This is a genomic window from Alteromonas sp. BZK5 (genome assembly GCF_014349115.1).
Taxonomy (GTDB): domain Bacteria; phylum Pseudomonadota; class Gammaproteobacteria; order Enterobacterales; family Alteromonadaceae; genus Alteromonas; species Alteromonas macleodii.
This window is the reverse complement of the sequence record NZ_JACSOE010000016.1, coordinates 40,128-65,609: the sequence shown is the minus strand read 5'-3', so window position 1 is coordinate 65,609 and position 25,482 is coordinate 40,128. Positions and strand designations below refer to the sequence as shown.

Below are 25,482 nucleotides of genomic sequence, written 5' to 3'. Positions count from 1 at the left end.
GTTTAAATATTCTTATCTAATGCGCTCTTTCTCTGAAGGCGCTATGTAATTCAACGAATTACATAAACTTACGAATTCATTTTCTTAATGGCTGGGTGCAATGGCGGATATTCTGGCAGCGTTTTGGTTTTCTGTGCTTCCATGGCTTTAAACACATCTTCCATTTGGAACATGCCCGCTTGCCATGTGGCCATATAGGTCAAGCTCTCTGCCACCGTGTGTTCTGCCGCGTAGTTAATCATAGTCTTAGTGCCTGAAACTGCTAACGGCGAATTCATTGCAATCTGCTGCGCTATTTTCATCACTGCGTCTAGCAATGATTCTTGGTCGTCAAATACCTGATTTACAAAGCCAAGCTGCTGCGCTTCTGCTGCACCAAAATTGCGACCTGTATAAGCCAGTTCTTTAACTATGCCAATGGGAATGAGTTTTGGAAGTCGCTGAAGCGTGCCGACATCGGCTGTCATGCCTAATTGGGTTTCTTTAATAGTAAAAAAAGCATCTTGTGTGCAATAGCGCATGTCACATGCACTAAGCAAATCTACTGCACCACCAATTGCCCCGCCCTGCACGGCACCAATAACCGGCATACGTGCCTGCTCTATGGCGGTAAAGCTATCTTGAAGCAACATCACCATACGGCGCATACGCTCTGATCTGCGCGACGGGTCGCCCTTAAAGTCTTCTTTCATATTCAGGAACACCGATAAGTCCATACCGGCAGAGAAATGCTTACCCGTTGATGAAATAACAATGACACGGGCGTTGCCTTCATCGTCTATTTCACGAATAGCCGCTGGCAATTCGGTCCAGAACTCTGGGATCATGCTATTCATTGCGTCGGGGCGGTTTAGTACTACGTGGGCAATATGACCCTCTTGTTTTACTTCTAATGTAGAGTACTTCATGGTTTGCGCTGTCTCCTTGGGCTGTTCCTGTTAACAAATTTGCAAACTAGACAGCGTCAAGATAAAAGGCTATGTTGACAGTGTCAAGATAAAACGTTATCTATTCGTCTCAATTTGAAAATGGAAACATCGGGTTTATGGCTAATGCAGTACAAAGCTACCATCACGGCGACTTGCGCAGCGCACTGATAGAGGCGGCAACGGCGCGTCTGTCTGAATACGGCGTTGATAGTTTATCTCTCAGAAAGCTGGCAGAAGATGCCGGAGTGTCACGTACTGCGCCCTATCACCATTTCAAAGACAAGAGTGCGCTTTTAAGCGCCATTGCAGCCAAAGGCTTTAGCGATTGGCATACCGCAGCTAAACGAATCTTCGAACAAGAAGACAAAACACCGCAGGCACGTTTCCGCGAATTTGTGCACGAATACATTGGCTACGCTGCCGACAACCCAGAGATGTACGAATTGATGTTTGGTCGCACAATTTGGCAAAACCAAGCGGCGACCAACGATCTGAAAGAGGTTGCATTTCCCTGCTTTCAGTTTCAAGTGACGATGACGCGCTATTGGCAAGATAAAGGGCTTCTCCCAAATAATCAGGATGCGCTGAGACTCGCACAGGTTACTTGGGGCACGTTACACGGGATTGCACGATTGCTTATTGATGGTATCTACGCTGACAGCAGTCATATCGAGGAAATGTGTGATTGTGCAGCAGATTTATTTATGCAAAAGCAAATGGATGCTTAGAACGGATGAATTGCCAGAGCGAGACGAAGACTCGCTCGTAGCACTTTTTTAGTTACGCCGATTCCGCTTTAGCCATAGATACTGGCTGGCCTTCGTGCGTCGCTTTAATAAACTCAGCAGCACGTTCAGCAATCATGACGGTGGGCGCATTGGTATTGCCGCCAATTAGGCTGGGCATCACAGAAGCATCTACCACTCTAAGACCTGCTATACCTCTTACCCGCAATTGGGTATCAACCACTGCCATCTCATCGTCATCACTGCCCATTTTACAGGTACCAATTGGGTGATAGATAGTTTCAGCACGCTCACGTAAAAACTCTAATATTTCTTCATCTGTTTGTGCTTCTACCCCAGGATATAGCTCACTGCCTTGGAACTTGTCGAAGTCTGGTGCAGATAGCAGCTTACGAGCAATGCGCACACCTTCAATCATGACTTGCTGATCTTCCTCTGCAGTCAAATAATTGGGGTCAATAAGGGCTTGATCAGCAGGATGGTTGCTTTGAAGCGAAATAGTGCCGCGACTTTTGGGGTATAGACAGCATACGTGAAGGCCATAACCGTAACCAAAAGCTAACTGTCTTCCATGGTCGTTTAAAATTGCCGGTAGAAAGTGAAACTGGATGTCTGGACCTTGTGTCGCTAAGCTTGAGCTAACAAAGCCACCTGCTTCGGCAATGTTGGACGAGAAAATACCTTTGCGCCTAAACGCATAGTCTGCGGTGGCTTTTACGTAGGAAGGCAAGGCCCCTAACGCCACGGCATAGCCCTCTCTCGCTTTACAAGTATATTGTACAATTGCATCAAGATGGTCTTGTAAGTTTTGACCCACACCAGGCAAATCTTGCTGAACAAAAATCCCCTTTTCTTCTAGCTCTGCTCTGGGTCCTATACCTGAAAGCATAAGAAGTTGTGGTGAATTAATCGCGCCGCCACACAGGATAACTTCGCTTTTAGCAAAATAGCGATTTACTACGCCTTTTTCACGTACCTGAACGCCAATTGCACGCCCCTCTTTTAACAGCACTTTTTCGGCTGCGACTCTAGTAAGTACAGTTAAATTGTTGCGATGCTTAGCCTGCGTTAAATACCCCTTCGCCGTTGAACAGCGTTGCCCGTTGGCCTGTGTAACATGGTAATACCCTAACCCTTCCCTGTCGTTTCGGTTAAAGTCGTCCAGCTGTTGATAGCCTGCAATCGACGCTGAGTTCACAAATGCGTCTGACAGCACGCTGGTATGCCTAAGCTTGCTAACATTGAGTGGGCCGCCTGTGCCGTGGTATTCATCAGCACCTTCTTCAAAGTTCTCAGAGCGTTTGAAATAAGGCAGTACATCATCAAACGACCAACCTTCAGCCCCTTCTTCGTTAGCCCAGCGGTCGTAGTCTTCTTTTTGCCCGCGAATATAACACATCGCATTAACCGAACTGCTGCCGCCCAAGGTTTTACCGCGGGGCCAGAACAGTTCTCTGTCATACATCTCTTTTTGGGGTGCTGTGTGATAACCCCAGCCAATCCCCTCAAATCTACTGAGTAAAGACAACCCAAACGGGATATGAATAAGCGGATTAGTGTCCTTTGAGCCAGCCTCTAATAGCAAAATATCTAACGCGGGGTTTTCTGATAAACGGGTGGCAAGCACCGCGCCCGCAGAACCGCCGCCTACAATAATGCAATCGTATTTGCTCAGTACTTCGCTCATTTCGCCAACTCCTTGAGGGCAAGACTATTAAATGTTAAAAAAACGTTGTGGTACGACCAGATTACCAAACAACACTTCGCCAAGAAAAGACTTAAATTGTAAGATTTAAAAAATCTAATAATCCTGATAACTTAAGTGCTATATCGAAGTAGCCCCTACTCTGAAAAAACTAACAACAAGCCACCGCCTAGTAGATTTAGGCTAAGAATGAACGTTGACCAAAAACCTATCGTTTAAAGACAAATGTAAAGTCTACCTTGCACAATGGCTTGTGAAATGGGGCAAGCTGAAGCACGACGACTTCACGAAATCAGAGCTTCATGACCTCGTAAAAGGCAGCTTTCCTTACTCATTCACTTTCGATATCCCCATGGGAACTGGCACGGTTACCGTGCTTGAAGGAAACATCACGCTAGATAGTGAAAGCAACCGTATTGGTCTGCAGTGCCTCGCTGCGCTTAATATTGTGGTTGCCACCACGACTATTTATCGCGCTCATGTTGTATTTACCGTGTCAGCTTCACCCTATTACGACAAAAATATGAGTACACTCTATTTGACAGGCGTCGCCACTGACAGCGTCACCTTAGTTAACGATGATTACGCGTTGATTAAAGACACGCAATTTCTGATGTCGCGACTCTTCCCCAAAAGCGTTAATTCTTTGCTTGGTGGCTCTTTAAAATCAGCGTTATCACTGTTTAGCGCCGGCACATCCGATATAGCTGCAGACTATCTAAAGGTCTATTTATCTGGCTCGAAACAAGCCGTGTTGGACTACCACATCCCTCTCATTAACAACGCCATTAAAAAGCAAATTAAGCAGGAAGACTTAAGCCATACCATGCGTAACGACCATTGGCGCGAGGTTCTGTTCTCAAAAGCTGGCCAAAACGTGCGTGTAGAAGACGACGTACTGCGCTTTTACCTCATTGAATGACAACGCATACTGTTTGGAACAATGCACGCTAGTGATCTGACACAATAGAAACAGGGACGGTATCCACCTGTTCGCCAATATCGTCGATGTTTAGCCTGGGATCGTCCACACTTGCTTCAAGCATATCGAACGCCTCTTTGACGTAGCGCGCTAACGGCTGTAGCGATTCAATATTTTTATTGCAGCACACTAATCCCACATTTGCCGTGCCTGCATATGTCATAAGCGTAATATTTACCCCGCCACCAGGCGTCATGGTAGAAATGGGGTAACAAGCCAGAAGCTCTGCATCTTTTAGATACCGCGTATCTTTTGGCCCAGGTACATTGGAGATTAAGATGTTGGCAATGGGTTTGACTACGCTAGATAGCCTTAACCACTCAAAGACCAGTGCAAGCGATTGAATAACAATAGTATAGCCGCTAAATGCTGCGGGCCGCGCGTGCTGCGCTGCATGTTTTACAATGCGGTGATTCACTACAATTTGGCGCAAACGTAAATAAGGATCGGTTTCGCCGTGAGCAAGCTGTACCGGCACAATAGCTATCTTATTGCCCGTGGTTTTCTCGCCGGGTTTACGCAAGTTAATTGGCATATTGGTGAACAAGGCTTTTTTAAATACTTGCCCGTGGTCTTGCAGCAGTTTATGTACGCCAATATCGAAGGCACAAAGCAACACCTCGTTTGCCGTAGAGCGCGTTCGCCTTGCCAGAGCTTTTACACGCTTAAAGTCTAAGTCCATGGTAGCCACAGCCCTTCCCGCTTTCACTTGTCCAGTCAGCACTGTTTTCGTACCAGTGAAAGGAATAGGCATATAATGTGGGTTCACTCGCAGCACTTTCATGAATATACGAATAAAGATAATTAGCAAATCAAGCGCGGTTTTAAGCGCGTAACCCACTCCCACTAAGCGCTTGTAAAAGCTCACAGGCTCTCTGCGCTTATGGCGCAGTCGTTTTACTGCCCATACTGGTGTGAACTTAGTCTCGTGAGAGTTTGATACATATCCCGCTTGGAACCAGCGCACTAATGTTGCCCCATCGCCATACATATGATGAACCCGCGCATAAATAGCAAACGTCTCGCTGTTGTCATCAAAGATGAAATGGTATTGCCAAAGGGGCTTGTCGGGATCTAACCGCGAAGCATGTAATCTTGCTACAAACGCATCGAGTGCTTCGCGGTTTGTAACATCAGCCACACGATGAATTTGAACGTGATAATCCATGTTGAGCTTTTTTACCGGCGCAAATCCCACCGGGTACCCCAATACCGTTTTTACCGCACAGTTGAAGGGAGAAGTAGCACGGGCATAGCTTCTTATTTCCTGGAATAATTGAGGGACATATTCGGTACTTTTTGCCCCTTTAGGTATGGCAAGTAGCTGCAAGCAAGCTACGTGTTTTGGGTTCTCGTCTGACTCGGTTATCCAAAATGACTTATCTAAGAAACTGAGCGTTTTTGCCATTACTATTCCTTTACGCGAAGTCGAGGGGTGACGGGGTTGAGGCATCTCTCATAAAGTCATGAGAGTCGAGCATCTGTTCTAACTGCTGTTTTTGTTCATCGGACAGTGCCAACCTTGGCAATACGCTTACCATCATTAGCGACAAAGCATGATAGCGCTGCATCGTACTATCCATATGGCTGTTTAATTCATCAAATTGACAAGACTGTGTGATGATTAAGGACATTAAATCCACCATAAGTGCCCTGTCGGCCTTTGAGGCAATAAGAATGTCTCGTTTCGATAGTGACTCAAAAAGAAACGCTAATTGTTTATTCAAGCTAGACAATATGTGCTGTCTAGGGCGCACGATACTGGGATATTTCTCTGCTAAGTCAGCCGGGCTACGGTAGAAAAAGCGAAATACATGGATACTGTCTATAAGCAAATACAGGTAATACATAATTTCTTCAGGATGAAGTGTATCGAGCTTTTCTCGGCTTAGTATCTTCTGCATCTGCTGTTCATGCATTTTCATCAACGCGTTAACCAGGCTGTCCTTGCCTTTAAAGTGGTAGTAGAGATTCCCCGGACTAATATCCAGCTCAATGGCGATATCAACACTGGTAACAGTGTTTTCGCCGTGCTCGTTAAATAAGGTTAGCGCGGTGAGAAGTATTTTCTGCGCGGTTTTCATAATTTAGTTCAATCCTTTGCCAACCCAGTGCGTTAATCTTTTATTCGTGAAACACGCTACATAAACACCAGATAGAGTTGAGCAATACCAGCTACCATACCTAGAATAGCGCCGGTTACGATGAGCTTCCACTCATCCTGTTGATAAGCTGGGCGCAAAACGCCTTCAAATTCTTCAACACTTAACGCCTGCATGCGCTCACTTAAATCGTGCCCAATCTGCATAGCATTATTAGCGTAATCAAACGCATAAAGCAGATACTTATCAGAATTATCAAATATCTGACGCACCGCTAGTGCCTTCATTTTATGGTAATTTTCTGACCCCACACCCAACGCAAAATACGGTTGCGCTATAGCAACATAGCGTTCAATAGCGTCGTTGACATGAAGCTCAATGAGTTCTAAAAGCTGGGCTGAGCCTGAACCATGCAAGATTACATGGGTGATGTTTTTAGGCGTTATAAGCTTTTCTTCAATAATGTTTGAATAGACTTCGGACACTTCTTTTTGGCGCTTTAAAAACATACCTTGAATAGTAATCGGCCCCAGTTTTCTTGGGCGTTTGGGTTCGAATATGATTTTGATAGCAATCCAATTAGTGGCATAACCCACGAGCAGCCCACCTAACGGCAGAATCCACCATGCTTGGTAGAAATACCAAAGTAGCATGGTAGGCAAACCAAACAAAAAGCCAAAATAGAAGCCAGAACGCACAATAAACGGAAACTCTTTGCTGCCTGCCGTTAAGAAAATTTCATTAACGAGCTCGGGCGCATTCACCAGCTGCTCTACCACCAGCTCTTTAATATCTAAAATTTCTGAGACATTGTGCTGAAAGTCGTCCACCATTTTATGAACCACATTAGGAATGTCGTTTTCGATGCGTTGATAGACTAAATTTTTGCCCTGTACAGGCAACGCAGCCCAAAGTTGAGGCGCAGATTCTGCCATTACATCGTTAACGACTTTGCGAATAACTTGACTTAAACGCCGCTCAATTGCTTTAGTGAGCTCGTCTGCATCTAAACGCTGCGCTAACTCTTCAACACTAAGCAGTTTGCCTAGCACTAGCTCAACCTCAATCTCGGCCATTTGGCGGCGCTTCGCAGGAATGAGTCCCTGCCACCCTAAGAAAGGCTTAATACCAACAAACTCAATGGGGTAAAACATCATTTTTACCGCCAGATAGTTGGTTAGCCATCCAACAATAGCGCTAATTAAAGGAATTGATAGCAGACTTAGCGTTTCAAAGTTCCATTCCATACTACGAACATGTGGTCCAATTTGTTATTTTCTCTCTCAGGCTACTGAGTGCTTATGAAATGGTCAATGTAAAAAGTGAAATTACTGCTAATTGTTGATTGAAAACAGCTAAATGAAAGTCTAAAAGTTAGAACGTTTGACCTTATGTGATTCACCTAATGTGCATCAGTTTTCTCAACAACAAACGATTAGGTAGTGAATTCTAAATTTACGCCATACACTCAAAATAGTGTATGAACCGCTGTTCTCATGCCCGTGCTTTGAGTCTTCGTTATATGGACATTTAAAGACCTGTAATTTTTGAGAACTGCGTTCTAAGTGAAAACTATCGTTTTGCTGGTGTTTTTCGGGTCAGTGTACTTTTTCAAATGAGTAGAAGGCACAGCCCTCATCAATCAAAAATAGGTACTCGTCATGGCAGTATTCGACTTGCGGTTAAAAAAGCTTGAACATGAAATCGAGCATGCAGGCAATTATGATGAATATGAGGCCGCGTGCTTAGCGCACGATGCATTGTCTGGTGCAGAGGAATGGAAAGCCGAAGACGCTAGCGATGATTACGACTACAAACTAATTCGCAAACGAGTTCAGCGCCTACAGCTTGCCAGAAGCAAAGGCGATTTACATGCGCTTATGTCGATTCTGCACGAGGGGCTACACGGCAATTTAGGCAATATTGCCAACCCCGTATTACTTACCCAGTGTAAAATAGGCACTAAATATCTTATTGAACAGTTTATTGACGAAGTGATATTGGCGCTAGAGCAAATTTATCACGCCGATGAGCAAGATGTAGACTTTTACGAAAAACTGTCATTTTTTGAAGAGACTGCACACGCCTTCGGGCGCAGCTGCCTTATGCTTTCAGGTGGCGCAGGCTTAGGCTTTTTCCATGCTGGCGTGGTTAAGTCATTAAACGAAAAGAATTTGTTACCTACCGTAGTGTCTGGCTCTAGCGCTGGTTCTATCATCGCAGCCATGTTGGGTACACGAACTCACGACCAATTATTAGAAGCACTCAGCGCCGACTTTATTTATGAGACTTTTAAACACTGGCGAAGCTTTGCCGGTCTTGGAAAGAAAGGGCTATTTGATAGCTCAGTACTTGAAAATGCACTGATTGAACTTTTCGACCTTACCACTTTTGAGGAAGCCTTTAAGAAAACAGGTCGACACATTACTGTGACGGTATCCCCTGCCGACCTCCATCAACATTCGCGCTTGTTAAATGCTAAAACCTCACCGAATGCAATTATTACTCAAGCGGTACGTGCATCCTGTGCAGTTCCCATCATTTTTAGCCCTGTACAGTTAAGAGCGAAAACGCCTTCGGGCGATATTGTGCCTTATATTCCCAACCGTCGTTTTGCCGATGGCTCATTAATGGCCGACCTTCCCTTCGAGCGCTTAGCGAGGCTATATGGCGTAAATCACAGTATCGTGAGCCAAACAAACCCGTTGGCAGTGCCATTCATTTCCGCAAACCGCATTGACCCCAACTCGCTGTGGGATATGTCTGCGCGCCATCTTGGCCAACTAGCGAAAACTAACAGTATTTTCGCCATTGATATCATTGAAAGATTAACCGGTAATAAAAGTGCCAAATTGGCTATTCATAAAGTTCGTTCTATCATTGATCAGCAATACGTAGGTAACATCAATATTTTACCCAAGCGCCAAATTAGAAATTTATCGCAGGTGTTGTCTAATCCAACGCGCGAAAGCATCAATCAGTTGATCGTCAGTGGCGAACGGGCATCATGGCCGCAACTTCATGTTATTAAAAGAAATACCAAAATTAGCGAAAATTTACGGTATCATCTAGGCCAATTGAAAAAACGTGAGGCAGTAGAGCTTGGGCACGAAGTAAGATAGCGTGTGCGTCGCTTGACCTGTCTTGAATTGCCAATAGCAAAGTAATGGCAATTCGCAGCATCTTTTGAAAGGAAAACGGTGAGCGCACAAAGCCAAAACCCCGACAGCATTTACACGCAGCAAGTAAAACAACTAATCAATATGATTTATCCTCAAGAAACGGGCTACGGTTCGGTGTTCGAGGATGCGAGTCACTATTTTTCGCTTACCCCCTCTCTTGAGCAGCACATTGAAGACTTGAAAGCTCAGCTTAAGAAAATTGAGGGAAATAAAAACAAAGAGGTGCTTGCAGAGCAACTGACCAAGCAAATAACAAACAGCACTGAAAAGCTTGAAGAAGAGCGTCTGGCAAGGATAGAGCGGCTTGACGCTGTAAGCACCAAAATTATTGAGCTTTGTGAGGGCGATAACTGGCAAGAAACACAACAGCTCAGCGCTAAGTTGCTTGGTACACTTATGCTGCTCACACGAGGACCAGAGGGCAACTTTGCGCGTGTGCACATGCGCTTCAAACCGCTCTACAAAGCGGTGCTTACACTGCGCTTAGTCGATAGACTGTTAGAGCACGACACGATTGCTCACAAATATCTCTCGAAGTATCGCGAAGCTGCATCCCGGTTTCGTGGGAACCGCTATTGGCGCGATAAATGGAAAACTGAGCTTGGGCGACCGCTAATAACCGCAGCGTTACTTCAAGATATTGGCCTGCAAAGCCCTGCCGCACTCACCATCTTGAAAGGGGAAAATGGCGATCTAGACGAATTTCGTTTGCTGGAAGAGTCGCAGCGAAAGGATCTTCTGAAGCTAAACTATCACTTCACTTTAAAGTACTTGTCTGAGGGGTTAGGCCTACCTAAGTATGTAGGAAACAACAAAGAAGAAAGGGATCGCTTTGTTCAAACTCACAAAGAAGCCAATGAATTTTTGCAGCAGCTGGTAAAAGATGCATTTGTGTCGAAAACGGGGCTGGGAGAGATTGTAAAGATCCCTCAAATTTATGTTTCGATTGTGCTTTCAACTAAGTCTGACTACTCACGTATGAGCTTGCCTAAAGGCTACATGCTCATTGAACAATTAGCGAAAAAAGGCGGCTTAAATAAGCAGTTAGCGCAGGACTTTGTTGAGCTTGTGGGGTATTTCCCACAAGGGTTCGGCATTACCTACATACCGATGAATGAGAAAGGTCATGAAAAGGACCAGTACGAATGTGCAATAGTGATTGGCCTCAACCCTGCAAATCCAGCTGAGCCTTTATGTAAAGTGGTAACAAGAAATCAGAAGTACATTACCAGCGGTACGCAAGAAATCATTCCCAAAGGAAGAAACCTTTATTTCCCAGCTAACCGCAAGAAACTCATGCGCGTAGGGAAGGACAGATTAAGTGAAATTATGAGTCAATTGTCGAGCAACTTCACTCCGGACGCACTTGACGATTTAGTACCGAGTTTCTGGGAACCCTATGACTTCTTCGGTTTTAAAAAGCATCAGAATTTGTGGGCGAAAAATAAATAGCGAGTAAGTATTGTTCCATAAACAATATGATAAAACACGGACTGAATGAGACGTTTTTATGACTATTGAGGTAAGCCGAGCACAACTTAGAAAAGCAAGATTGGGAGTCTATTTTGTCGCTTTAGTTGCCCTAATTTTTGTCATCGTCTTTTCAATACAAGTAGTCAAAGGGTTAGCCGGCCCAATATCTTCAATGAATTGGGTTCCTATCAAAGCAACTTTAATAAATGTATATATTGACGAAATGATTACAACAACGACTAGAGATAATCGAAGCCAATATACTTTATACACGCCTCGTATCCTTTACAAATACAATTCTAGTGGCCAAGAACATACCGGAAGAAAAGTTACTTGGTATGACATTTATGACGACGGCTTTATGCTTAAATTAGGGCTTAAATTAAAAAGAAAATTTGCAACTTCTGAGCCAGTAGACATTTTCATAAACCCCAAAAACTCGGCAGAATCCATTTTGATCAAGCGTGTTATCTGGGAACATATGTCGATGATGCTTGTCGGTTTTCTTGTTTCTTGGTCGGTATTTCTTTGGTTAGTTTACGTTCTTATTTTTAAGTTAAAGTATAAACGCTGATGACATTGAATTTATCTAGTTGCATTTGAAAGTTGCTTTTGATTCTTTTGAAAAGCGTCTTTTAGTAACGACACAAATATATACATCTGAAAGCTCACTGGCATGTCACCAACTGAGCACCCTAACTACTAACCAAACAAGGATTGTATTAATGTTTCATTGGTGACTATTACGCAATACAAGATGACTCGGATATACTGGCAAAAATTCTTGGATTAGAGGTGGATAGTTTAGAAGCCTGACATCACCGATAATTATCTCTACACTCAAACAAAAAGATAATTTAAACGAGCCTAGCACAAGCAGCGCCAAATATACGCGTATTCATTTATTTGGCGCTATTACCAAAAACTACCTTTACCTTTATTGAACGCCTTTACTCGTCGTTCTTTGTGATGTCAGACGAATCAGATGTGCTTTTAGTCGTACTTTTGGCCGATGTAGCTTTTGTACTAGCCGTTGTTTTACGTGCTGTACTCTTAGCTGCCGTTGACTTTGCTACGGTGCGCTTATTCGCTGTTCCAGTCGCGGCCTTTTTAGTCGCACTAGGCGATGAAGCGGCCGTTGTAGTGGTTGTTTTTGCTTTACTCGGTTTGCGGGTACCGGTAGTTGTCGACGAGGTGGTTGTTGACTTAGCTGAAGAGCTTTTAGTTGCTGTTCTGTTATTGGCAGTAGCCTTACTTGCAGTACTTGTCACTTCGGCTTTTTTCGCCGCCTCCTTTGCAGCTAAAAGGGCTACTTGCTCGACGAGTAAGTCCACTTTTGCGCTCAGCATTTCAAGCTGCTGTTCTTTCTGTTGACGTTTTTGACCGCCAGACAACGCCGAAAATAACGGCGTTGATGCAACCAGTTTTTGAGCTGTATCAACTAGGGCGAATGGATTAAGCGTACGTCTAAGTTCACTCTCCACTTCCAAGCCTTTAGCTTGCATAGCATTGATGGTTTCTTGAGTGTTATCAATTTTTTGGCTGACCACACCTGCCGCTTGATCTAGCTTTGCAGACAATAGGTCGGAACCAGCAAAAAGCCATCCAAACAAGGGGGACGACTTCAGAGATGAAGGGGTAGTACCATTTAGCGTTGTCGATTCTCTTTGGACAACAGGCATAGCTTCCGGGTTAGGAATATTTTTGTTGCTCATAACGCCTCCAATATGGAGATTTAGTAAGCATGACAGTGGAAAGCAATGTGATTTACAGCACACTAATTTGCACACTCGCTTTCCGCGGTCACTCAACTGTAGCTTTCTATCTAGCCTATTTAGTTAAAAGGATTAAATGAAAGCTGCGTTTTGGACACCGAAAACGGTGTCCAATATACTGATTGCTTTACTTGCTGGCAGCTAGCTTTGCAACCGCTTCAGTCAAGGCATCGATTTTTGCTGAAAGCTCTTCGATGCGCTGATCAGCTGGCTCTGAATCAAGGCCAAGCTTCTTGCGCACGTCTGCAACGCGATTTTCAACATCGTTAGTCGTAGATTTGAACTTACTTTTTGCGTCTTCTTCTAGCGTTTCGCCCTTTGTCACTAGCTCGTCAAACATTTTGTTCGCTTCTTCGCTTAGCTTCTCGTAGCGCCCCTGCGCTTCTTCAACGCTCTTACCATAAGCGCCTAGGCCTGCTAACCAAATTTTACGTGCCATTTCTTCGGCTTCGTTGATTTTACCTTTAATTGTGTCAGTAGTAGTCATGTTCAGCTCCTATGAATGCTAAATGAGAGTGTATTTCAACACCATGGCTTTACTTTACGATTAACAATTAGAATCCGCATACTAAAAACACAAAAAACATAAAAATGCCCGAAAAAGCGCTAACTTGTTCGGGCGAAATACCAGAGGAGACTGGTTTTAAAAAGGTGGGTGTAGAGTTAGAGTGGAACACCTGCAAGATGCAATACAAACGCATATTCAAGCGCGGTAGACTCGAATCGTTTGAAACGTCCTGAAGCTCCACCGTGACCCGCTTCCATGTCGGTTTTGAAAAGCAATAAGTTTTCGTCTGTTTTGTATTCTCTTAGCTTCGCCACCCACTTCATTGGCTCAAAGTACTGCACTTGTGAGTCGTGTAGTCCGGTTGTGACCAACATATGTGGATAGTCTTTCGCTTCAATCTGATCGTAAGGCGAGTAGGAAAGCATATAGTCAAACTCAGCTTTGTTGGCTGGGTTACCCCACTCGGTATATTCGCCGGTAGTCAGCGGAATAGACGCATCGCTCATCGTGGTCACTACATCAACAAATGGAACGTGCGCGCTCACACCTTGATAGAGTTCAGGTGCCATATTTACGATTGCGCCCATTAATAAGCCACCCGCGCTGCCGCCCATAGCAAAGACGCGGTCTTTGTCTGCGTACTGCTTTGCCACAAGTCCTTTTGAAACGTCAATAAAGTCAGTAAAGGTATTTATTTTCTGATGCATTTTGCCGTCTTCATACCACTCGCGCCCCAACATTTGACCTCCGCGAATGTGTGCGATCGCGACAACAAAACCTCTGTCTATCAAAGACAACCAGCTGCTTCTAAACGTTGGGTCTACAGTCGAACCGTATGAGCCATAGGCGTATTGATATAATGGATTGGTGCCGTCTTTCTTAAACTTATCTTTGCGATAAACCAACGAAACGGGAACCGACGTACCGTCTCTCGCTTCAATCATCACGCGCTCAGAGGCATAGAGAGAGGAGTCAAAAGTGTCAGATACACGGGTTTGTTTCATCACCTCGCTTTCAAGGGTATCTAAGTTGATATCAATGATAGAACCAGGCGTGGTCAACGAGCTGTAATAAATTCTAAGCTTATTGGTATCCATTTCAGGGTTTGCATTAAAATACGCACCGTAAATTGGATCTTGAGTTGGAATAACTTTCTCTTCGTTTGTCGTCAGATTGTGAACGACCAAGCGCAGCATCCCGTTTTCTTTTTCTTTGACCACTAAGTGGTTGTTCATTACTTCAATACTTTGAAGGAAAACGTCTGGACGATGTGCAATCACTTCTTGCCATTTCGACACATCGTTAGTGGCGTCTAATGGTGCTTTCATCACTCTAAAATTCTTCGCACCAATATTAGTCAACACAAAATAACCGTCACTCGCTTTTGCTACACTGTATTCTTGTCCGTCTTCAATGGGCAAGAATACTTTTGTTTGAGACGTTGGGTTATTCGCATCAATCAAAGTCACACCTGTTTTTTCGGTGTTGTCATGGTGAATGTATATGACACTATCGTCTTTACTTTTACTGATATAGGTATAAAAGGTAGGGTCGCTTTCTTCATAAACTAAAACATCTTCTCTTTGAGACGTGCCCAATTTATGGCGATAGACTTGGTATCCTAAAAGAGTCTGCGGGTCTTTCTTCACGTAAAAGAGGTGGGTATTATCGTTCGCCCAAACTACACTTCCAGACGTACCTTCTAAAATGTCATCAAGCTTTTCTTCACTCTCTAGGCTTTTGACATACACAGTGTAGATGCGTCGGCTAAGCGTATCTTCAGAATACGCAAGCAACTTGTTGTTGCTGCTCACCGCGTAACTGCCAATACTGAAATAATCATGCCCTTCAGACATTCGGTTTGCATCAAGCAATACTTGCGGTTCAGCGTCAAGTGAAGGTTTTCTTAAATAAATAGGATACTCGTTTTCACCTGAGTAGCTGGTGTAGTACCAGTAACCATTGTCGAGAACGGGAACGGTTGAGTCGTCCTTCTCAATCCGAGACACGAGCTCCTCATAAAGCGCTTCTCGGTTTTTCTTAAGAGGAGCCAAAACAGTCTCAACATAGCTGTTTTCTTGTTCTAAATGGGACAATATCTCTTCGTCGGTGCGGGAGTCATCACGCATCCAATAGTAATTGTCATTACGGGTGACACCATGCGCGGTCATTTCATGCGGCACTTTTTTCGCCACAGGCGCACTTACTTGAGTATTTAGCATAACGGATGGCGCTGCACTTTCAGCTACTTGTTGAGGATTTTCAGTTTTATTTTCGACGCCACAGCCTGCTACCAAGCCACCTGCGGCAAGTGCTATCCATAGATATTTCATTATTATTCCTGTTGTGCACTTTTTTTGGCGCTTTGTTTACCGCCAAGCGATTGAAGACAATCGACTTTTGATCATTGAAGATTTAAGAAAGCAGCTAAACTAAGCGAAGTTTATAAGTAAAGTGAGTATATATAATTACGATTTAGGGTCTAGCGTTACTTAACGCGAATGAGACTAAGTAAGGGTTAAAATGTTACAAGATATGTGAAACTGTGTTTCATCGCTGTAAATTCACCAACGAGCGTTAGTAGAAAGCGATAAAAAAACGCCGCATATTCAGAAATAATGCGGCGCTTTTGTTGTTTATTGTAAAAGCCGTCGTATGGAAACCAACAGCCTTTGGCAGCCTAGTGTTTAGTCGACCAAATCCTTAGGCATGTCATCACGAATAGCAAGCCACACCTTTCCACTTTCTATACCGTACTTTCTAACTACTACAGGGACACGGTCGTATTCGCCTTTCTCAGCAACATCAAGCAAGTCTGCGTAATACTTGTTTGCCACGTCGCGTGCTTGTTGGTGCGAGAAGAAATAGCCACCAATACGCGAGTACAAACCACGGAAACCGTTCATCATCAAAACAAATACGTTATTGTTAGACGCTAACGCCAGGTCATGTGACATTTGATAGTCGAACTGGGCAAAAGCTAAACCTTCTTGCTCCACATTTTTATAACGGGCAATAATTTCAGCAGACTCTTGAGGGTTGTTTCGAATTGCGCCTCGAATGAAAACCGCACTTAAATTAGTGCGCGCTGCTAATAAATTATCAACCAGTTCAGGGATCCCTTCTTGGTCTAAACGAGCGAGAGTTTCTAAAATGTTTAACCCACACGTTTCCCAGAAATTGTTAACCTTGGTCGGCTTTCCGTGTTGAATTGTTAACCAACCATCACGAGCTAGACGCTGAAGTACTTCACGCAGTGTAGTACGCGTTACACCAATTAACTCAGAAAGCTCTCTTTCTGCAGGCAAAATGGTGCCAGGTGGAAATCTTCCACTCCAAATAGATTCAACAATATATTCTTCGGCGAATCCAGCTGGACTCTGTGCCTTATAAATCATAACTAATCGCCTGCACGTTATTGTTATTTTGCAACTGATTGTACCAGATGCTGTTTTATTATCACAATGAATTATGCCTCGTCCACTAAAGCTTTTAACAACTTGTTAAAATTAAAGTGTTATTTCAAACACCATTAAACACTACTTGTACATTTTATGTTCGAAATATTACGTATTTTCAAATTCAATGATAACTATCATAAAAAAAGTGATAAATATTCAGTGACTTTCACATGGTGGGGTCTGTGAATTGCTTTCTCAAGACGTTAATATCATGTACGCTTAATTTCCGACTATAATGACAGCAGCAAAACCGCGGTAAGGCGAAATAAATCGCATAGCGCCAGCAGTTTATGTATGCAATAACCGGAACTACACAGTATAAAGATGCGCAAAAACGCGTGCTTTGTTGTAAAAGGAACAGGAACTCATGCAAACCTCAATGATCGCGGCGATCTATAAGAATTTCCTGGGACATGCGCCCGACTGGTATAAAAAAACCATTATTGCCTTTCTCATTGTTAATCCCTTTATCTTTATGGTGGACCCATATGTAGCGGGCTGGACGCTTGTAATCCAATTCATCTTTACCTTAGCGATGGCATTGAAATGTTACCCGCTTCAACCAGGCGGCCTGCTGCTCATCGAAGCGATGTTTATAGGCATGACATCGCCTGGCCATATGATGCATGAGATTGAAGTTAACTTAGAAGTGCTATTGCTACTGGTATTCATGGTAGCGGGCATTTACTTCATGAAAGACCTGCTTATGTACTTGTTCACCAAATTAGTGATTAAGGTTCGCAACAAGTTAATTTTATCCCTATCGTTTATTTTTGCATCTGCATTTCTATCGGCGTTTCTCGATGCATTAACGGTAGTTGCTGTAATTATCAGCGTCGGTCTAGGCTTTTACTCTATCTATCACAAAGTAGCGTCGGGCAAGGAGTTTCATTCTGATCACGACCACACAAGCGACGACGAGCTGGGAAGCCACGACTTAGAAGACTTCAGAGCTTTCCTACGCAACCTTATGATGCACTCAGCGGTAGGTACTGCCCTTGGTGGTGTTATGACCATGGTAGGTGAACCACAAAACCTGATTATTGCAGACAAGGCCGGCTGGGACTTCGTTGAATTTTTCATCCGTATGGCACCTGTTACTATCCCAGTATTCGTATTTGGACTACTTACCACCGTAATTCTGGAAAAAACCGGTATGTTTTCATACGGCGCAAAATTACCTGCAGCGGTAAGACAGATCTTGGTCGACTATAACGACCATATGGACAAGGGCCGCAGTAAGCGTGAAACCGCTAAGCTGGTAGTACAAGCACTAATAGGTGTTTGGTTAATCATTGGTCTTGCTACGCACATGGCGTCAGTGGGTCTTATTGGTCTGTCAGTTATTGTACTTGCTACTTCTATGAGCGGTGTTATCGAAGAACACGCACTTGGAAAAGCGTTCGAGGAAGCACTGCCATTTACCGCATTACTTTGCGTATTCTTTGGTGTAGTAGCCGTTATCATTGACCAAGGCCTTTTCCAGCCGGTAATCCATTGGGTACTGTCGTTTGAAGGCGAAACGCAAATGGTTATGTTCTATCTTGCTAACGGTGTGCTTTCGATGGTGAGTGACAACGTGTTTGTGGGCTCTGTTTATATCACTGAAGTCACAGCGGCTCTACAGGCCGGTCAAATCACACGTGACCAGTACGATATGCTTGCTGTAGCAATCAATACGGGAACCAACTTACCAAGCGTGGCAACACCAAACGGTCAAGCTGCTTTCCTATTCTTGCTAACCTCAGCCATCGCGCCACTGCTTCGTTTGTCGTACGGCCGTATGGTTATGATGGCATTGCCATATACCATCGTGCTGACCATCGTTGGTTTGTTAGCAACTTACATTGGACTTGCTGATGCTACTCAGGTGCTTTACGACATGCACCTCATTGAACACCACACCGCTGCTGAAGCGGGTGCTCAAGCGGTAGGTCACTAGTCTATGCGCGGAATCATTCACAGCATTAGCCAATGGGCAGAGCACAAGTCTTCATGGCTTGTGCTTTTCGCCACATCATTGGCATTAGAAATTGCTGCGCTTTACTTTCAGTATGGCATGGGTTTAAAGCCGTGCATTATGTGCATTTATCAACGAACCGCCATGTACGGTATTGTGTTGTCAGCACTTATTGTCGTTATTAAAAACAATGGCTTTACACGCATGCTTGGTTTCGCTGGTTGGGCTGTATCTGCAGGATGGGGCTTCTTAATTGCCAAAGAACACGTTGGCATTCTCAATGCTGCGAACCCATTTTTTGCCAGCTGTGAAATTGTGCCAAACTTCCCTTCGTGGTTACAACTTCACGAGTGGCTACCCGCTGTATTTGCTGCTGAAGGTGACTGTTTAGAAGATTCATGGCAGTTTTTGTCTATGGGAATGGCTGAGTGGATGCAGATTATTTTTGCTGCCTACTTTGCTGTATTCGCTATTGTGTTTGCATGTCGATTCTTGGATAAGAAACCCTTTTGATCGACTTATCCATTCTACCGTCACGCCTACCTCCAATACATACGGAGCAAGGCCCCATTTCCATTCAGCGCATTGCGGAGAAACACTGCTATGCGCTTTGTGAGGCTGGGCAACAGTCTATCCATCACGTAAAACCTTGGTTTGGTTCAGCGGTTTGCCCTGTTACGCCTGCACTCTCCAAACAGTGCATCGCCAACATGGAAAAGGCCCGAGATACAGGCTATGGACTTACCTACTTGCTAATGCACGACGAAAAGTGCTTAGGTATGGGCATTATCAATCATATTCACCACACGCACCTTACCGCTAATCTTGGCTACTGGCTCAGACCAGACGCATGCGGGAAAGGTTTAGCTACCGCGATTTGTGAAGCCTTGAAGAAGCTTGCGTTCTCTCAAATGAATTTGCATCGATTAGAATGCTTTATAGAGCCTAACAACAAGGCAAGCATACGTGTAGCAGAGCGAATTGGTGGTACAAAAGAAGGGCTTTGTCGCAAACGCGTATTCGGGCGCGATGCGTTGCTTTATGCGATTGTTAATGGCGATTAACGCGCGTTCTGCGCGTTAATCTAAGTCTTCTAAAGGCCAAATGGCTATATAGTCTTCAAAGTCATTTAAATCCACATCGGTTTCAAAAACAGTCTTATTGCGTACCGACATTCCCTTTGCGTGCATCACGTGTTTCTTTCCCTTGTTTAACAATGGGTGCCACGACGGTATGCCCCTTCCCTCATAAAGGCGGCGATAGGTGCAGCTATTAGGCATAAAAAAGATATCCTTTAGATTCTCTTTTGTCAGCTTCACGCAATCAGGCACCAGCTCCGTACGCCTTTCATATTGGGTACATTCACATTTTTTTGTGTTCAAATACGTACACACAATATTGGTATAGTGAATCTTCTCATTATCGTTAATGTGGTCGGTCACTTCGTATTCTTCTACCGCGTCATCATCGATAAATTTTTGCAGACAACATTTACCACATCCATCACAAAGTGATTCCCATTCCTTTTGGGTCATCTCTTCTAAAGATTTGGTTTCCCAAAACGCGGCTGTCATTCTGCTATTACCTCGGTTTCCACGGTTAAATGATTGTCTAGCGTTGCAACAATCGTATCTTGCGAGCAAAGCTTACCTACCCCTTTGGGCGTGCCTGTAAGAATCACGTCGCCGCTGTCTAACGTAAATATAGATGACATATGGGCGATAAGTGGGATGATTTTGTGCAGCATCAGCTCGGTATGTCCCTGCTGTCTAACCACCCCGTTTATAGTTAAGGTAAAACGCAGGTCTTCCAAGTTTTCTATTTCACTTAACGGCACAAAGCCTGACAGCGGTGCACTGTTGTCGAAAGACTTCGCTCTTTCCCAAGGCTGGCCTTGCTTCTTAAGCTCGGCTTGAACCTCGCGAAGGGTTAAATCGAGACCAAGTCCAATACCCCATATCGCGGCTTTTACGTCATCTACACTCGCATTCTTCAATGATGATTTTAGCAGCACAGCGACTTCAAGCTCGTTGTGACACTCGCCTTTGTCGGTAGGAATGTCAATAGGCTTCTGCATATAACATAAGGCAGCCTTTGGCTTCATAAACAGCAAGGGTGCTTCAGATACGGTAGAATTCATTTCTTGAATGTGGTCGAGGTAATTTCTACCTATACACACTACTTTACCAACGGGTAGTGATATTTCATTGCCTTGAGAATCGATGTGACGATAAGCCATTAATAACCTCGTTTTATCCGCTCTGATAAATACCCAACCGAAACGCCAAAGTAAGACGAGCGGTTCCACTTCATCAGTGTGTGAAAATTGTTATACACCAAGTAAATTCGGCCTTGCTCACCATCTGGCATAATAAGCGATGCACTGATTTCTGCATTGGGGAGTTCATTTCCGTTGTAGCGCTTGACGCCATTCTGCTGCCAAAAGGCCAACGGCTTCATGTTAGATTTCGCTAACCCTGAAAAAGGTACTGGTTTGGTTAGTATTACTTGGCGTCCCCACGTCCCTTCACTATCCCAACCTTCAGATGATAGGTAGTTGGCGATTGATGCAAAGACGTCTGCCTTGGTTCCCCAAATATCCTTCCTGCCGTCGCCGTCGTAGTCCACTGCGTAATTTAGAAAGGATATGGGCATAAACTGTGTTTGTCCCATCGCACCGGCCCAAGAGCTTTTAAGCGCCTCTACAGAGATATGCCCTTCATCTAGAATCTGAAGTGCCGCAAAAAAATTGTCTTTAAACAGCTTTTCTCGTCGCCCTTCATACGCCAAAGATGCCAGTGCAGACAGCACACTAAAGTTGCCCTGAATTTTACCAAAGTTAGATTCATTGCCCCATAGCGCAACAATAAAGCGTGCCTGAACCCCGTATTTTTGAGCAATTTCGTCAAGCAGTACTTTGTGTTCATTGTACTGCTCAACCGCCTGCTTCACTTTCCAGTCGGGTACTCGCGTTGCTAGATAGTCATCTAACGTTATTTTTTTCTCTGGCTGGCTTTTGTCAGACTTGACGACCGTGGGCCTGAAAGTAATGTCAGCAAACGCCAAATCTAGCTTAGTCTTATCTATGCCCTTTTCGGCCGCTTCTTTTTTCAGTTGAGCAACGTAGCTTTTGAAGCCCGTCTCGCTAAGCCCTCTGTCATTACTTGGCTGATTTTCGGCATGAACTGCCAGTGAAAAGCTTAAGGTTATACTCGATAAAACTAGGGCAATATTGCGCGGTTGAGGAAATAAACTACGATTTTTGCGCTTAGCTATAAAGGTAATTCGGCTAACTAAGCGGTTTAGAGTCTTTAATAACATGGATATTTAAAACTTCTTATCGGGCGTTTTTGAAAGCCCAAGAGATTCACGGTGTTGCTCTAGCAAATTATCTTCTTTTGGCGGCATTTGAAGGTAAAAGCCTTTTTCATTAAGCTCGTCGATAAGCTTTTGCTTGTCAACCAGGCCAAGTTTCTCACGCTTTTCTAGTGCGATGATAGTCACTAGCTCTGGGCGACCAAACTTCGCCATAAGCGGCTCTGGCACGTCTTCAAAATGGTCTTTCTTTGGCACGTACAAATACATTCCGTCTTTCTTTCGCGTTTTATAAACTGCGCATAACATAGAATTTTTACTCTTTCTTAATTCGTTTGTTTAGTTCTTTTGGGGTCACTATGCAGATTTAATTGGCCAGAGAACATACACCTCTCGCTAATACTGCTCACCCATATTGCTTTTAAGGCACTATTGGGCCGGAGCGTCGCCAAGTAGACGAGTTACGTGAGAGCGAAACAATGGCTCTCTCCACGTCGACAGTACATCGGGCATTAGTCCCTGCACGCGGGTCTCATCAACCGAAAACCAGTACCATTTTAACAGTTGATTCAGCTGTTTTTTAGAGGCAATAACATCACTATTTACAGCATTGTCTTTCGCTATCTGGTCGCTGATAACTTTAAGCTCGGCCAGCGTTTTTTTGTACTTGGCGATATCAATTAACCGCAGCACAACCGGAAGTCTGAGCTTTTCTGGTGTTTGCGCGTACTTTGCTCTCGCCTCTTCAATTAGCGTGATGATGGTGTCGCCGTAGCGGCGTACCGATTGATGATTCACGCCGTTAATACGCGAAAGGCCAGATTTACTATCGATAAGACGCTGCGCCGCTTCAAACAAATGCCCTTCTTTGAACACGAAGTTTAGGGCCAGATCTTTTTTTCGTGCGGTATTCAAGCGCCATGCCGCTAGTGCCTGTAATACGGTGAGCTGCTCGCTGTTCAATCGCCAGTTATTCTTAATGCTTAAGTACGCAAAATCTTCAGGCATTTGAGCGCGCTTCTTATCAACTAGCAAAGCGATCTCTTGGTAAATCCAGTGCACTTTCCCCGCCTCTTGTACTTTACTGGCTAACTGTTGGTAGCAAGGCAGTAAATACAGCACATCATTCGCTGCGTAGCTAAGCTGCGCTTCACGTAGAGGTCTGGCTAACCAATCGGTTCGCGACTCCCCTTTGTCCAAACTGATATCACACAGCAACTCTACAAGCTTTGCATAGCCAAGTGACGGTCCCATGTCCAAAATACTTCCCGCAAGCTGCGTGTCGAACACAGGCGTTGGTACGGTATCAAAAGCGGTAAGGAACGCCTCAATGTCTTCAGAACACGAGTGCAGTACTTTTACGACTTCGGTATTCTCCATGAGATCGATAAATGGCTGCATATTGTCTATGGCGAGCGGATCAATGAGTACCAGCTGATGGCCATCATAGAGCTGGATAAGGCCTAAATGAGGAGTGAGGGTTTTCGTTCTTACGAATTCGGTGTCTAAGGCTACCGCCTCTTGACGCTGTGCGGCAGTGCACACTTTTTCGAGTTGTTCAGATGTTGTAATTAATTGATATTGCATATTTTTGCACAGTAATAAAAAAGCCGGCTTACGCCGGCTTTCACAAAACTATTTCAACGAAATTAGTCTCGAAGCTCCCGACGCAGTATTTTACCTACATTGGTTTTTGGTAAGTCGTCTTTGAAAACAACTTGCTTAGGCACTTTGTAACCCGTTAAGTGATTACGGCAATGCGCGATAACGTCTTTTTCAGTAAGTGAGTCGCTGTTTCGAACTACGAATAATTTCACAACTTCACCACTGACTTCATGAGGAACCCCAACCGCAGCTGCTTCAACAATGTTTTCATGCATTGCAGCCACTTCTTCAATCTCGTTAGGAAACACGTTAAAGCCTGAAACTAGGATCATATCCTTTTTACGGTCAACAATATAGAAGTAACCTTCATCATCTACCGTTGCGATGTCACCTGTGGCTAACCAACCGTCTTTTAGAATTTCTTCTGTTGCTTCTGGTCGGTTCAAATATCCTTTCATTACCTGAGGGCCTTTCACCCACATTTCACCAGGCTCGCCCTTTTCGACAGGGTTACCGTCGTCGTCAAGGAGCTTGATGTCTGTAGAAGGGACCGGCATACCGATTGCACCTTTATAAGCTTCAATCTGTGGCGGGTTAACCGCTACCACAGGCGAACACTCTGTTAGCCCATAGCCTTCAAGAAGCACAGTACCGGTGACCTTTTCCCACTTTTCTGCAACGGGGCGCTGAACAGCCATACCGCCGCCTAAACCAAACTTAAATTTGCTGAAATCAAGTTCACTGAATCCAGGCGTATTTAACAGGCCATTAAACAAGGTATTTACGCCAGGTAAAATGGTAAACGGATATTTGCTAAGTTCGTTTACAAAAGCCGGCATGTCACGTGGGTTGGTAATAAGCAAGTTACGGCACCCGTATTTAACGAACATCAAGCAGTTCGCCAGTAGCGCAAAAATATGGTAAAGCGGAAGCGCGGTAACAACAAAGTCTTCGCCTTCTTCAATCACTGTTTCTAAGATACCTGACACTTGCTCTAAATTCGCTACCATATTGCGATGAGTAAGCATGGCACCTTTAGAAACACCCGTTGTGCCACCTGTGTATTGAAGAAACGCTAAATCGCCGCTATCGATATCTGGGCGTTTATATTCAAGAGATTGCCCTTTTTTAACCGCAGACATAAACGATGTCGTTTCAGGTAGATTAAACGAAGGCACCATCTTTTTAACGTACTTCACTACTGCGTTCACGATCCAGCGCTTAGGTGCCGGAAGCATATCGCCTAAAGCGGTCAGAAAGACTTCTTGTAGATTTGTATCTGCGATGACTTCTTCTAGAGTACACGCAAAGTTTTCAACAATAACGATGGCTTTTGCATTAGCATCATTTAGTTGGTGCTTTAACTCACGAGCTGTATAGAGAGGATTTACATTAACCACAACCATCCCTGCGCGCAGAATACCAAACATGGCAACAGGGTATTGAAGAAGGTTGGGCATCATAATTGCCACAGCATCACCGCGTTTTAGTCCGCTTGCTTGCAAATAAGCGGCAAACTGAGCTGATAAAGTATCTAACTCTTCAAACGTGATTGAATGCCCCATATTAATGAAGGCTTCTTTGTTTTTAAACTTCTTTACCGACTGCTCGAAAATGTCTACTACAGATGCGTAACGATCGGCATCAATTTCTGCGGAAACGCGAGGGTCGTAATGCTTAAGCCAGGTTTTTTCCACCAAAACCTCCTCTACTTTATTCTTATACTATTTTATAAGCGC

The 25,482-nt window shown here is 44.2% G+C and carries 23 protein-coding genes; 8 read left to right on the top strand and 15 right to left on the bottom strand.

Annotated features, from left to right (window positions below; all coding sequences use genetic code 11):
• Nucleotides 1-68: 68 nt before the first annotated feature.
• Entirely contained in the window at nucleotides 69-908 is an 840-nt protein-coding gene (locus BIZ39_RS06870; protein ID WP_187446657.1) for a crotonase/enoyl-CoA hydratase family protein, read from the bottom strand.
• 137 nt (nucleotides 909-1,045) lie between these two features.
• Between BIZ39_RS06870 and BIZ39_RS06865 the strand changes: the two genes are divergently transcribed.
• On the top strand, nucleotides 1,046-1,657 hold the full coding sequence (locus BIZ39_RS06865; protein ID WP_039225239.1) for a TetR/AcrR family transcriptional regulator: 612 nt from the start codon (nucleotides 1,046-1,048) through the stop codon (nucleotides 1,655-1,657).
• Between the two features lie 52 nt (nucleotides 1,658-1,709).
• On the opposite strand, the gene BIZ39_RS06860 is transcribed toward BIZ39_RS06865, so the two are convergent.
• Nucleotides 1,710-3,362, bottom strand: coding sequence for a GMC family oxidoreductase (locus BIZ39_RS06860; RefSeq protein ID WP_187446656.1), 1,653 nt, complete (start codon nucleotides 3,360-3,362; stop codon nucleotides 1,710-1,712).
• A 214-nt stretch (nucleotides 3,363-3,576) separates the two neighbouring features.
• Between BIZ39_RS06860 and BIZ39_RS06855 the strand changes: the two genes are divergently transcribed.
• Nucleotides 3,577-4,302 carry a DUF1439 domain-containing protein gene (locus tag BIZ39_RS06855; protein ID WP_187446655.1) on the top strand — a complete coding sequence of 242 codons (726 nt, stop codon included), beginning with the start codon at nucleotides 3,577-3,579 and terminating at the stop codon, nucleotides 4,300-4,302.
• Between the two features lie 28 nt (nucleotides 4,303-4,330).
• Here BIZ39_RS06855 and BIZ39_RS06850 read toward each other — a convergent pair whose 3' ends face one another.
• Genes BIZ39_RS06850 through BIZ39_RS06840 form a run of 3 tightly spaced genes read right to left on the bottom strand, consistent with a single transcriptional unit; the run spans nucleotide 4,331 to nucleotide 7,711 of the window.
• Nucleotides 4,331-5,770 carry a wax ester/triacylglycerol synthase domain-containing protein gene (locus BIZ39_RS06850; protein ID WP_049587742.1) on the bottom strand — a complete coding sequence of 480 codons (1,440 nt, stop codon included), beginning with the start codon at nucleotides 5,768-5,770 and terminating at the stop codon, nucleotides 4,331-4,333.
• Between the two features lie 10 nt (nucleotides 5,771-5,780).
• The gene (locus tag BIZ39_RS06845; protein ID WP_014976915.1) at nucleotides 5,781-6,446 is read right to left on the bottom strand and encodes a TetR/AcrR family transcriptional regulator; all 666 of its coding nucleotides are present in this window, start codon (nucleotides 6,444-6,446) and stop codon (nucleotides 5,781-5,783) included.
• A gap of 56 nt (nucleotides 6,447-6,502) precedes the next feature.
• Nucleotides 6,503-7,711: a DUF445 domain-containing protein gene (locus BIZ39_RS06840; RefSeq protein ID WP_014976916.1), complete on the bottom strand. Its 1,209-nt coding sequence runs from the start codon at nucleotides 7,709-7,711 to the stop codon at nucleotides 6,503-6,505.
• 414 nt (nucleotides 7,712-8,125) lie between these two features.
• Between BIZ39_RS06840 and BIZ39_RS06835 the strand changes: the two genes are divergently transcribed.
• From BIZ39_RS06835 to BIZ39_RS06825, 3 genes are all read left to right on the top strand, one after another.
• On the top strand, nucleotides 8,126-9,586 hold the full coding sequence (locus tag BIZ39_RS06835) for a DUF3336 domain-containing protein (protein WP_187446654.1): 1,461 nt from the start codon (nucleotides 8,126-8,128) through the stop codon (nucleotides 9,584-9,586).
• A gap of 78 nt (nucleotides 9,587-9,664) precedes the next feature.
• Nucleotides 9,665-11,098: a hypothetical protein gene (locus BIZ39_RS06830; protein ID WP_049587740.1), complete on the top strand. Its 1,434-nt coding sequence runs from the start codon at nucleotides 9,665-9,667 to the stop codon at nucleotides 11,096-11,098.
• A gap of 58 nt (nucleotides 11,099-11,156) precedes the next feature.
• On the top strand, nucleotides 11,157-11,693 hold the full coding sequence (locus BIZ39_RS06825; RefSeq protein ID WP_187446653.1) for a DUF3592 domain-containing protein: 537 nt from the start codon (nucleotides 11,157-11,159) through the stop codon (nucleotides 11,691-11,693).
• Nucleotides 11,694-12,069: 376 nt separating this feature from the next.
• Here BIZ39_RS06825 and BIZ39_RS06820 read toward each other — a convergent pair whose 3' ends face one another.
• From BIZ39_RS06820 to fadR, 4 genes are all read right to left on the bottom strand, one after another.
• A complete protein-coding gene (locus BIZ39_RS06820; protein WP_187446652.1) occupies nucleotides 12,070-12,834 on the bottom strand; it encodes a hypothetical protein in 765 nt (254 codons plus the stop codon).
• Nucleotides 12,835-13,021: 187 nt separating this feature from the next.
• A complete protein-coding gene (locus BIZ39_RS06815; RefSeq protein WP_014949994.1) occupies nucleotides 13,022-13,381 on the bottom strand; it encodes a phasin-related domain-containing protein in 360 nt (119 codons plus the stop codon).
• Nucleotides 13,382-13,557: 176 nt separating this feature from the next.
• A complete protein-coding gene (locus BIZ39_RS06810; RefSeq protein WP_187446651.1) occupies nucleotides 13,558-15,735 on the bottom strand; it encodes a S9 family peptidase in 2,178 nt (725 codons plus the stop codon).
• Nucleotides 15,736-16,089: 354 nt separating this feature from the next.
• The gene (gene fadR / locus BIZ39_RS06805) at nucleotides 16,090-16,800 is read right to left on the bottom strand and encodes a fatty acid metabolism transcriptional regulator FadR (protein ID WP_014949996.1); all 711 of its coding nucleotides are present in this window, start codon (nucleotides 16,798-16,800) and stop codon (nucleotides 16,090-16,092) included.
• A gap of 430 nt (nucleotides 16,801-17,230) precedes the next feature.
• Between fadR and nhaB the strand changes: the two genes are divergently transcribed.
• Genes nhaB through BIZ39_RS06790 form a run of 3 tightly spaced genes read left to right on the top strand, consistent with a single transcriptional unit; the run spans nucleotide 17,231 to nucleotide 19,887 of the window.
• Entirely contained in the window at nucleotides 17,231-18,805 is a 1,575-nt protein-coding gene (gene nhaB, locus BIZ39_RS06800; RefSeq protein WP_014949997.1) for a sodium/proton antiporter NhaB, read from the top strand.
• Between the two features lie 3 nt (nucleotides 18,806-18,808).
• Nucleotides 18,809-19,336: a disulfide bond formation protein DsbB gene (gene dsbB, locus BIZ39_RS06795; protein WP_187446650.1), complete on the top strand. Its 528-nt coding sequence runs from the start codon at nucleotides 18,809-18,811 to the stop codon at nucleotides 19,334-19,336.
• A complete protein-coding gene (locus BIZ39_RS06790) occupies nucleotides 19,333-19,887 on the top strand; it encodes a GNAT family N-acetyltransferase (protein ID WP_014949999.1) in 555 nt (184 codons plus the stop codon). The genes dsbB and BIZ39_RS06790 overlap by 4 nt, the downstream gene beginning before the upstream one ends.
• A gap of 15 nt (nucleotides 19,888-19,902) precedes the next feature.
• On the opposite strand, the gene BIZ39_RS06785 is transcribed toward BIZ39_RS06790, so the two are convergent.
• The 6 genes from BIZ39_RS06785 to fadD form a co-directional block, all read right to left on the bottom strand.
• Complete coding sequence (locus tag BIZ39_RS06785; protein ID WP_061486105.1) at nucleotides 19,903-20,397, bottom strand: YcgN family cysteine cluster protein; 495 nt, start codon at nucleotides 20,395-20,397, stop codon at nucleotides 19,903-19,905.
• Nucleotides 20,394-21,062 carry a fumarylacetoacetate hydrolase family protein gene (locus BIZ39_RS06780; protein ID WP_187446649.1) on the bottom strand — a complete coding sequence of 223 codons (669 nt, stop codon included), beginning with the start codon at nucleotides 21,060-21,062 and terminating at the stop codon, nucleotides 20,394-20,396. Before BIZ39_RS06780 ends, BIZ39_RS06785 begins: the two co-directional genes overlap by 4 nt.
• Nucleotides 21,062-22,144: a lytic transglycosylase domain-containing protein gene (locus BIZ39_RS06775; RefSeq protein ID WP_187446648.1), complete on the bottom strand. Its 1,083-nt coding sequence runs from the start codon at nucleotides 22,142-22,144 to the stop codon at nucleotides 21,062-21,064. Before BIZ39_RS06775 ends, BIZ39_RS06780 begins: the two co-directional genes overlap by 1 nt.
• Before the next feature lie 6 nt (nucleotides 22,145-22,150).
• Complete coding sequence (locus BIZ39_RS06770) at nucleotides 22,151-22,447, bottom strand: YcgL domain-containing protein (RefSeq protein ID WP_014950003.1); 297 nt, start codon at nucleotides 22,445-22,447, stop codon at nucleotides 22,151-22,153.
• A gap of 120 nt (nucleotides 22,448-22,567) precedes the next feature.
• Complete coding sequence (rnd, locus tag BIZ39_RS06765; RefSeq protein WP_014950004.1) at nucleotides 22,568-23,725, bottom strand: ribonuclease D; 1,158 nt, start codon at nucleotides 23,723-23,725, stop codon at nucleotides 22,568-22,570.
• 62 nt (nucleotides 23,726-23,787) lie between these two features.
• Entirely contained in the window at nucleotides 23,788-25,440 is a 1,653-nt protein-coding gene (fadD, locus tag BIZ39_RS06760; RefSeq protein WP_014950005.1) for a long-chain-fatty-acid--CoA ligase FadD, read from the bottom strand.
• Between the last annotated feature and the right edge of the window lie 42 nt (nucleotides 25,441-25,482).

Coding starts and splice junctions, on each gene's coding strand:
- BIZ39_RS06870 (WP_187446657.1), bottom strand. CDS start 908: ATGAAGTACTCTACATTAGAAGTAAAACAAGAGGGTCATATTGCCCAC.
- BIZ39_RS06865 (WP_039225239.1), top strand. CDS start 1,046: ATGGCTAATGCAGTACAAAGCTACCATCACGGCGACTTGCGCAGCGCA.
- BIZ39_RS06860 (WP_187446656.1), bottom strand. CDS start 3,362: ATGAGCGAAGTACTGAGCAAATACGATTGCATTATTGTAGGCGGCGGT.
- BIZ39_RS06850 (WP_049587742.1), bottom strand. CDS start 5,770: ATGGCAAAAACGCTCAGTTTCTTAGATAAGTCATTTTGGATAACCGAG.
- BIZ39_RS06845 (WP_014976915.1), bottom strand. CDS start 6,446: ATGAAAACCGCGCAGAAAATACTTCTCACCGCGCTAACCTTATTTAAC.
- BIZ39_RS06840 (WP_014976916.1), bottom strand. CDS start 7,711: ATGGAATGGAACTTTGAAACGCTAAGTCTGCTATCAATTCCTTTAATT.
- BIZ39_RS06835 (WP_187446654.1), top strand. CDS start 8,126: ATGGCAGTATTCGACTTGCGGTTAAAAAAGCTTGAACATGAAATCGAG.
- BIZ39_RS06825 (WP_187446653.1), top strand. CDS start 11,157: ATGACTATTGAGGTAAGCCGAGCACAACTTAGAAAAGCAAGATTGGGA.
- BIZ39_RS06820 (WP_187446652.1), bottom strand. CDS start 12,834: ATGAGCAACAAAAATATTCCTAACCCGGAAGCTATGCCTGTTGTCCAA.
- BIZ39_RS06815 (WP_014949994.1), bottom strand. CDS start 13,381: ATGACTACTACTGACACAATTAAAGGTAAAATCAACGAAGCCGAAGAA.
- BIZ39_RS06810 (WP_187446651.1), bottom strand. CDS start 15,735: ATGAAATATCTATGGATAGCACTTGCCGCAGGTGGCTTGGTAGCAGGC.
- fadR (WP_014949996.1), bottom strand. CDS start 16,800: ATGATTTATAAGGCACAGAGTCCAGCTGGATTCGCCGAAGAATATATT.
- nhaB (WP_014949997.1), top strand. CDS start 17,231: ATGCAAACCTCAATGATCGCGGCGATCTATAAGAATTTCCTGGGACAT.
- dsbB (WP_187446650.1), top strand. CDS start 18,809: ATGCGCGGAATCATTCACAGCATTAGCCAATGGGCAGAGCACAAGTCT.
- BIZ39_RS06785 (WP_061486105.1), bottom strand. CDS start 20,397: ATGACAGCCGCGTTTTGGGAAACCAAATCTTTAGAAGAGATGACCCAA.
- BIZ39_RS06780 (WP_187446649.1), bottom strand. CDS start 21,062: ATGGCTTATCGTCACATCGATTCTCAAGGCAATGAAATATCACTACCC.
- BIZ39_RS06775 (WP_187446648.1), bottom strand. CDS start 22,144: ATGTTATTAAAGACTCTAAACCGCTTAGTTAGCCGAATTACCTTTATA.
- BIZ39_RS06770 (WP_014950003.1), bottom strand. CDS start 22,447: ATGTTATGCGCAGTTTATAAAACGCGAAAGAAAGACGGAATGTATTTG.
- rnd (WP_014950004.1), bottom strand. CDS start 23,725: ATGCAATATCAATTAATTACAACATCTGAACAACTCGAAAAAGTGTGC.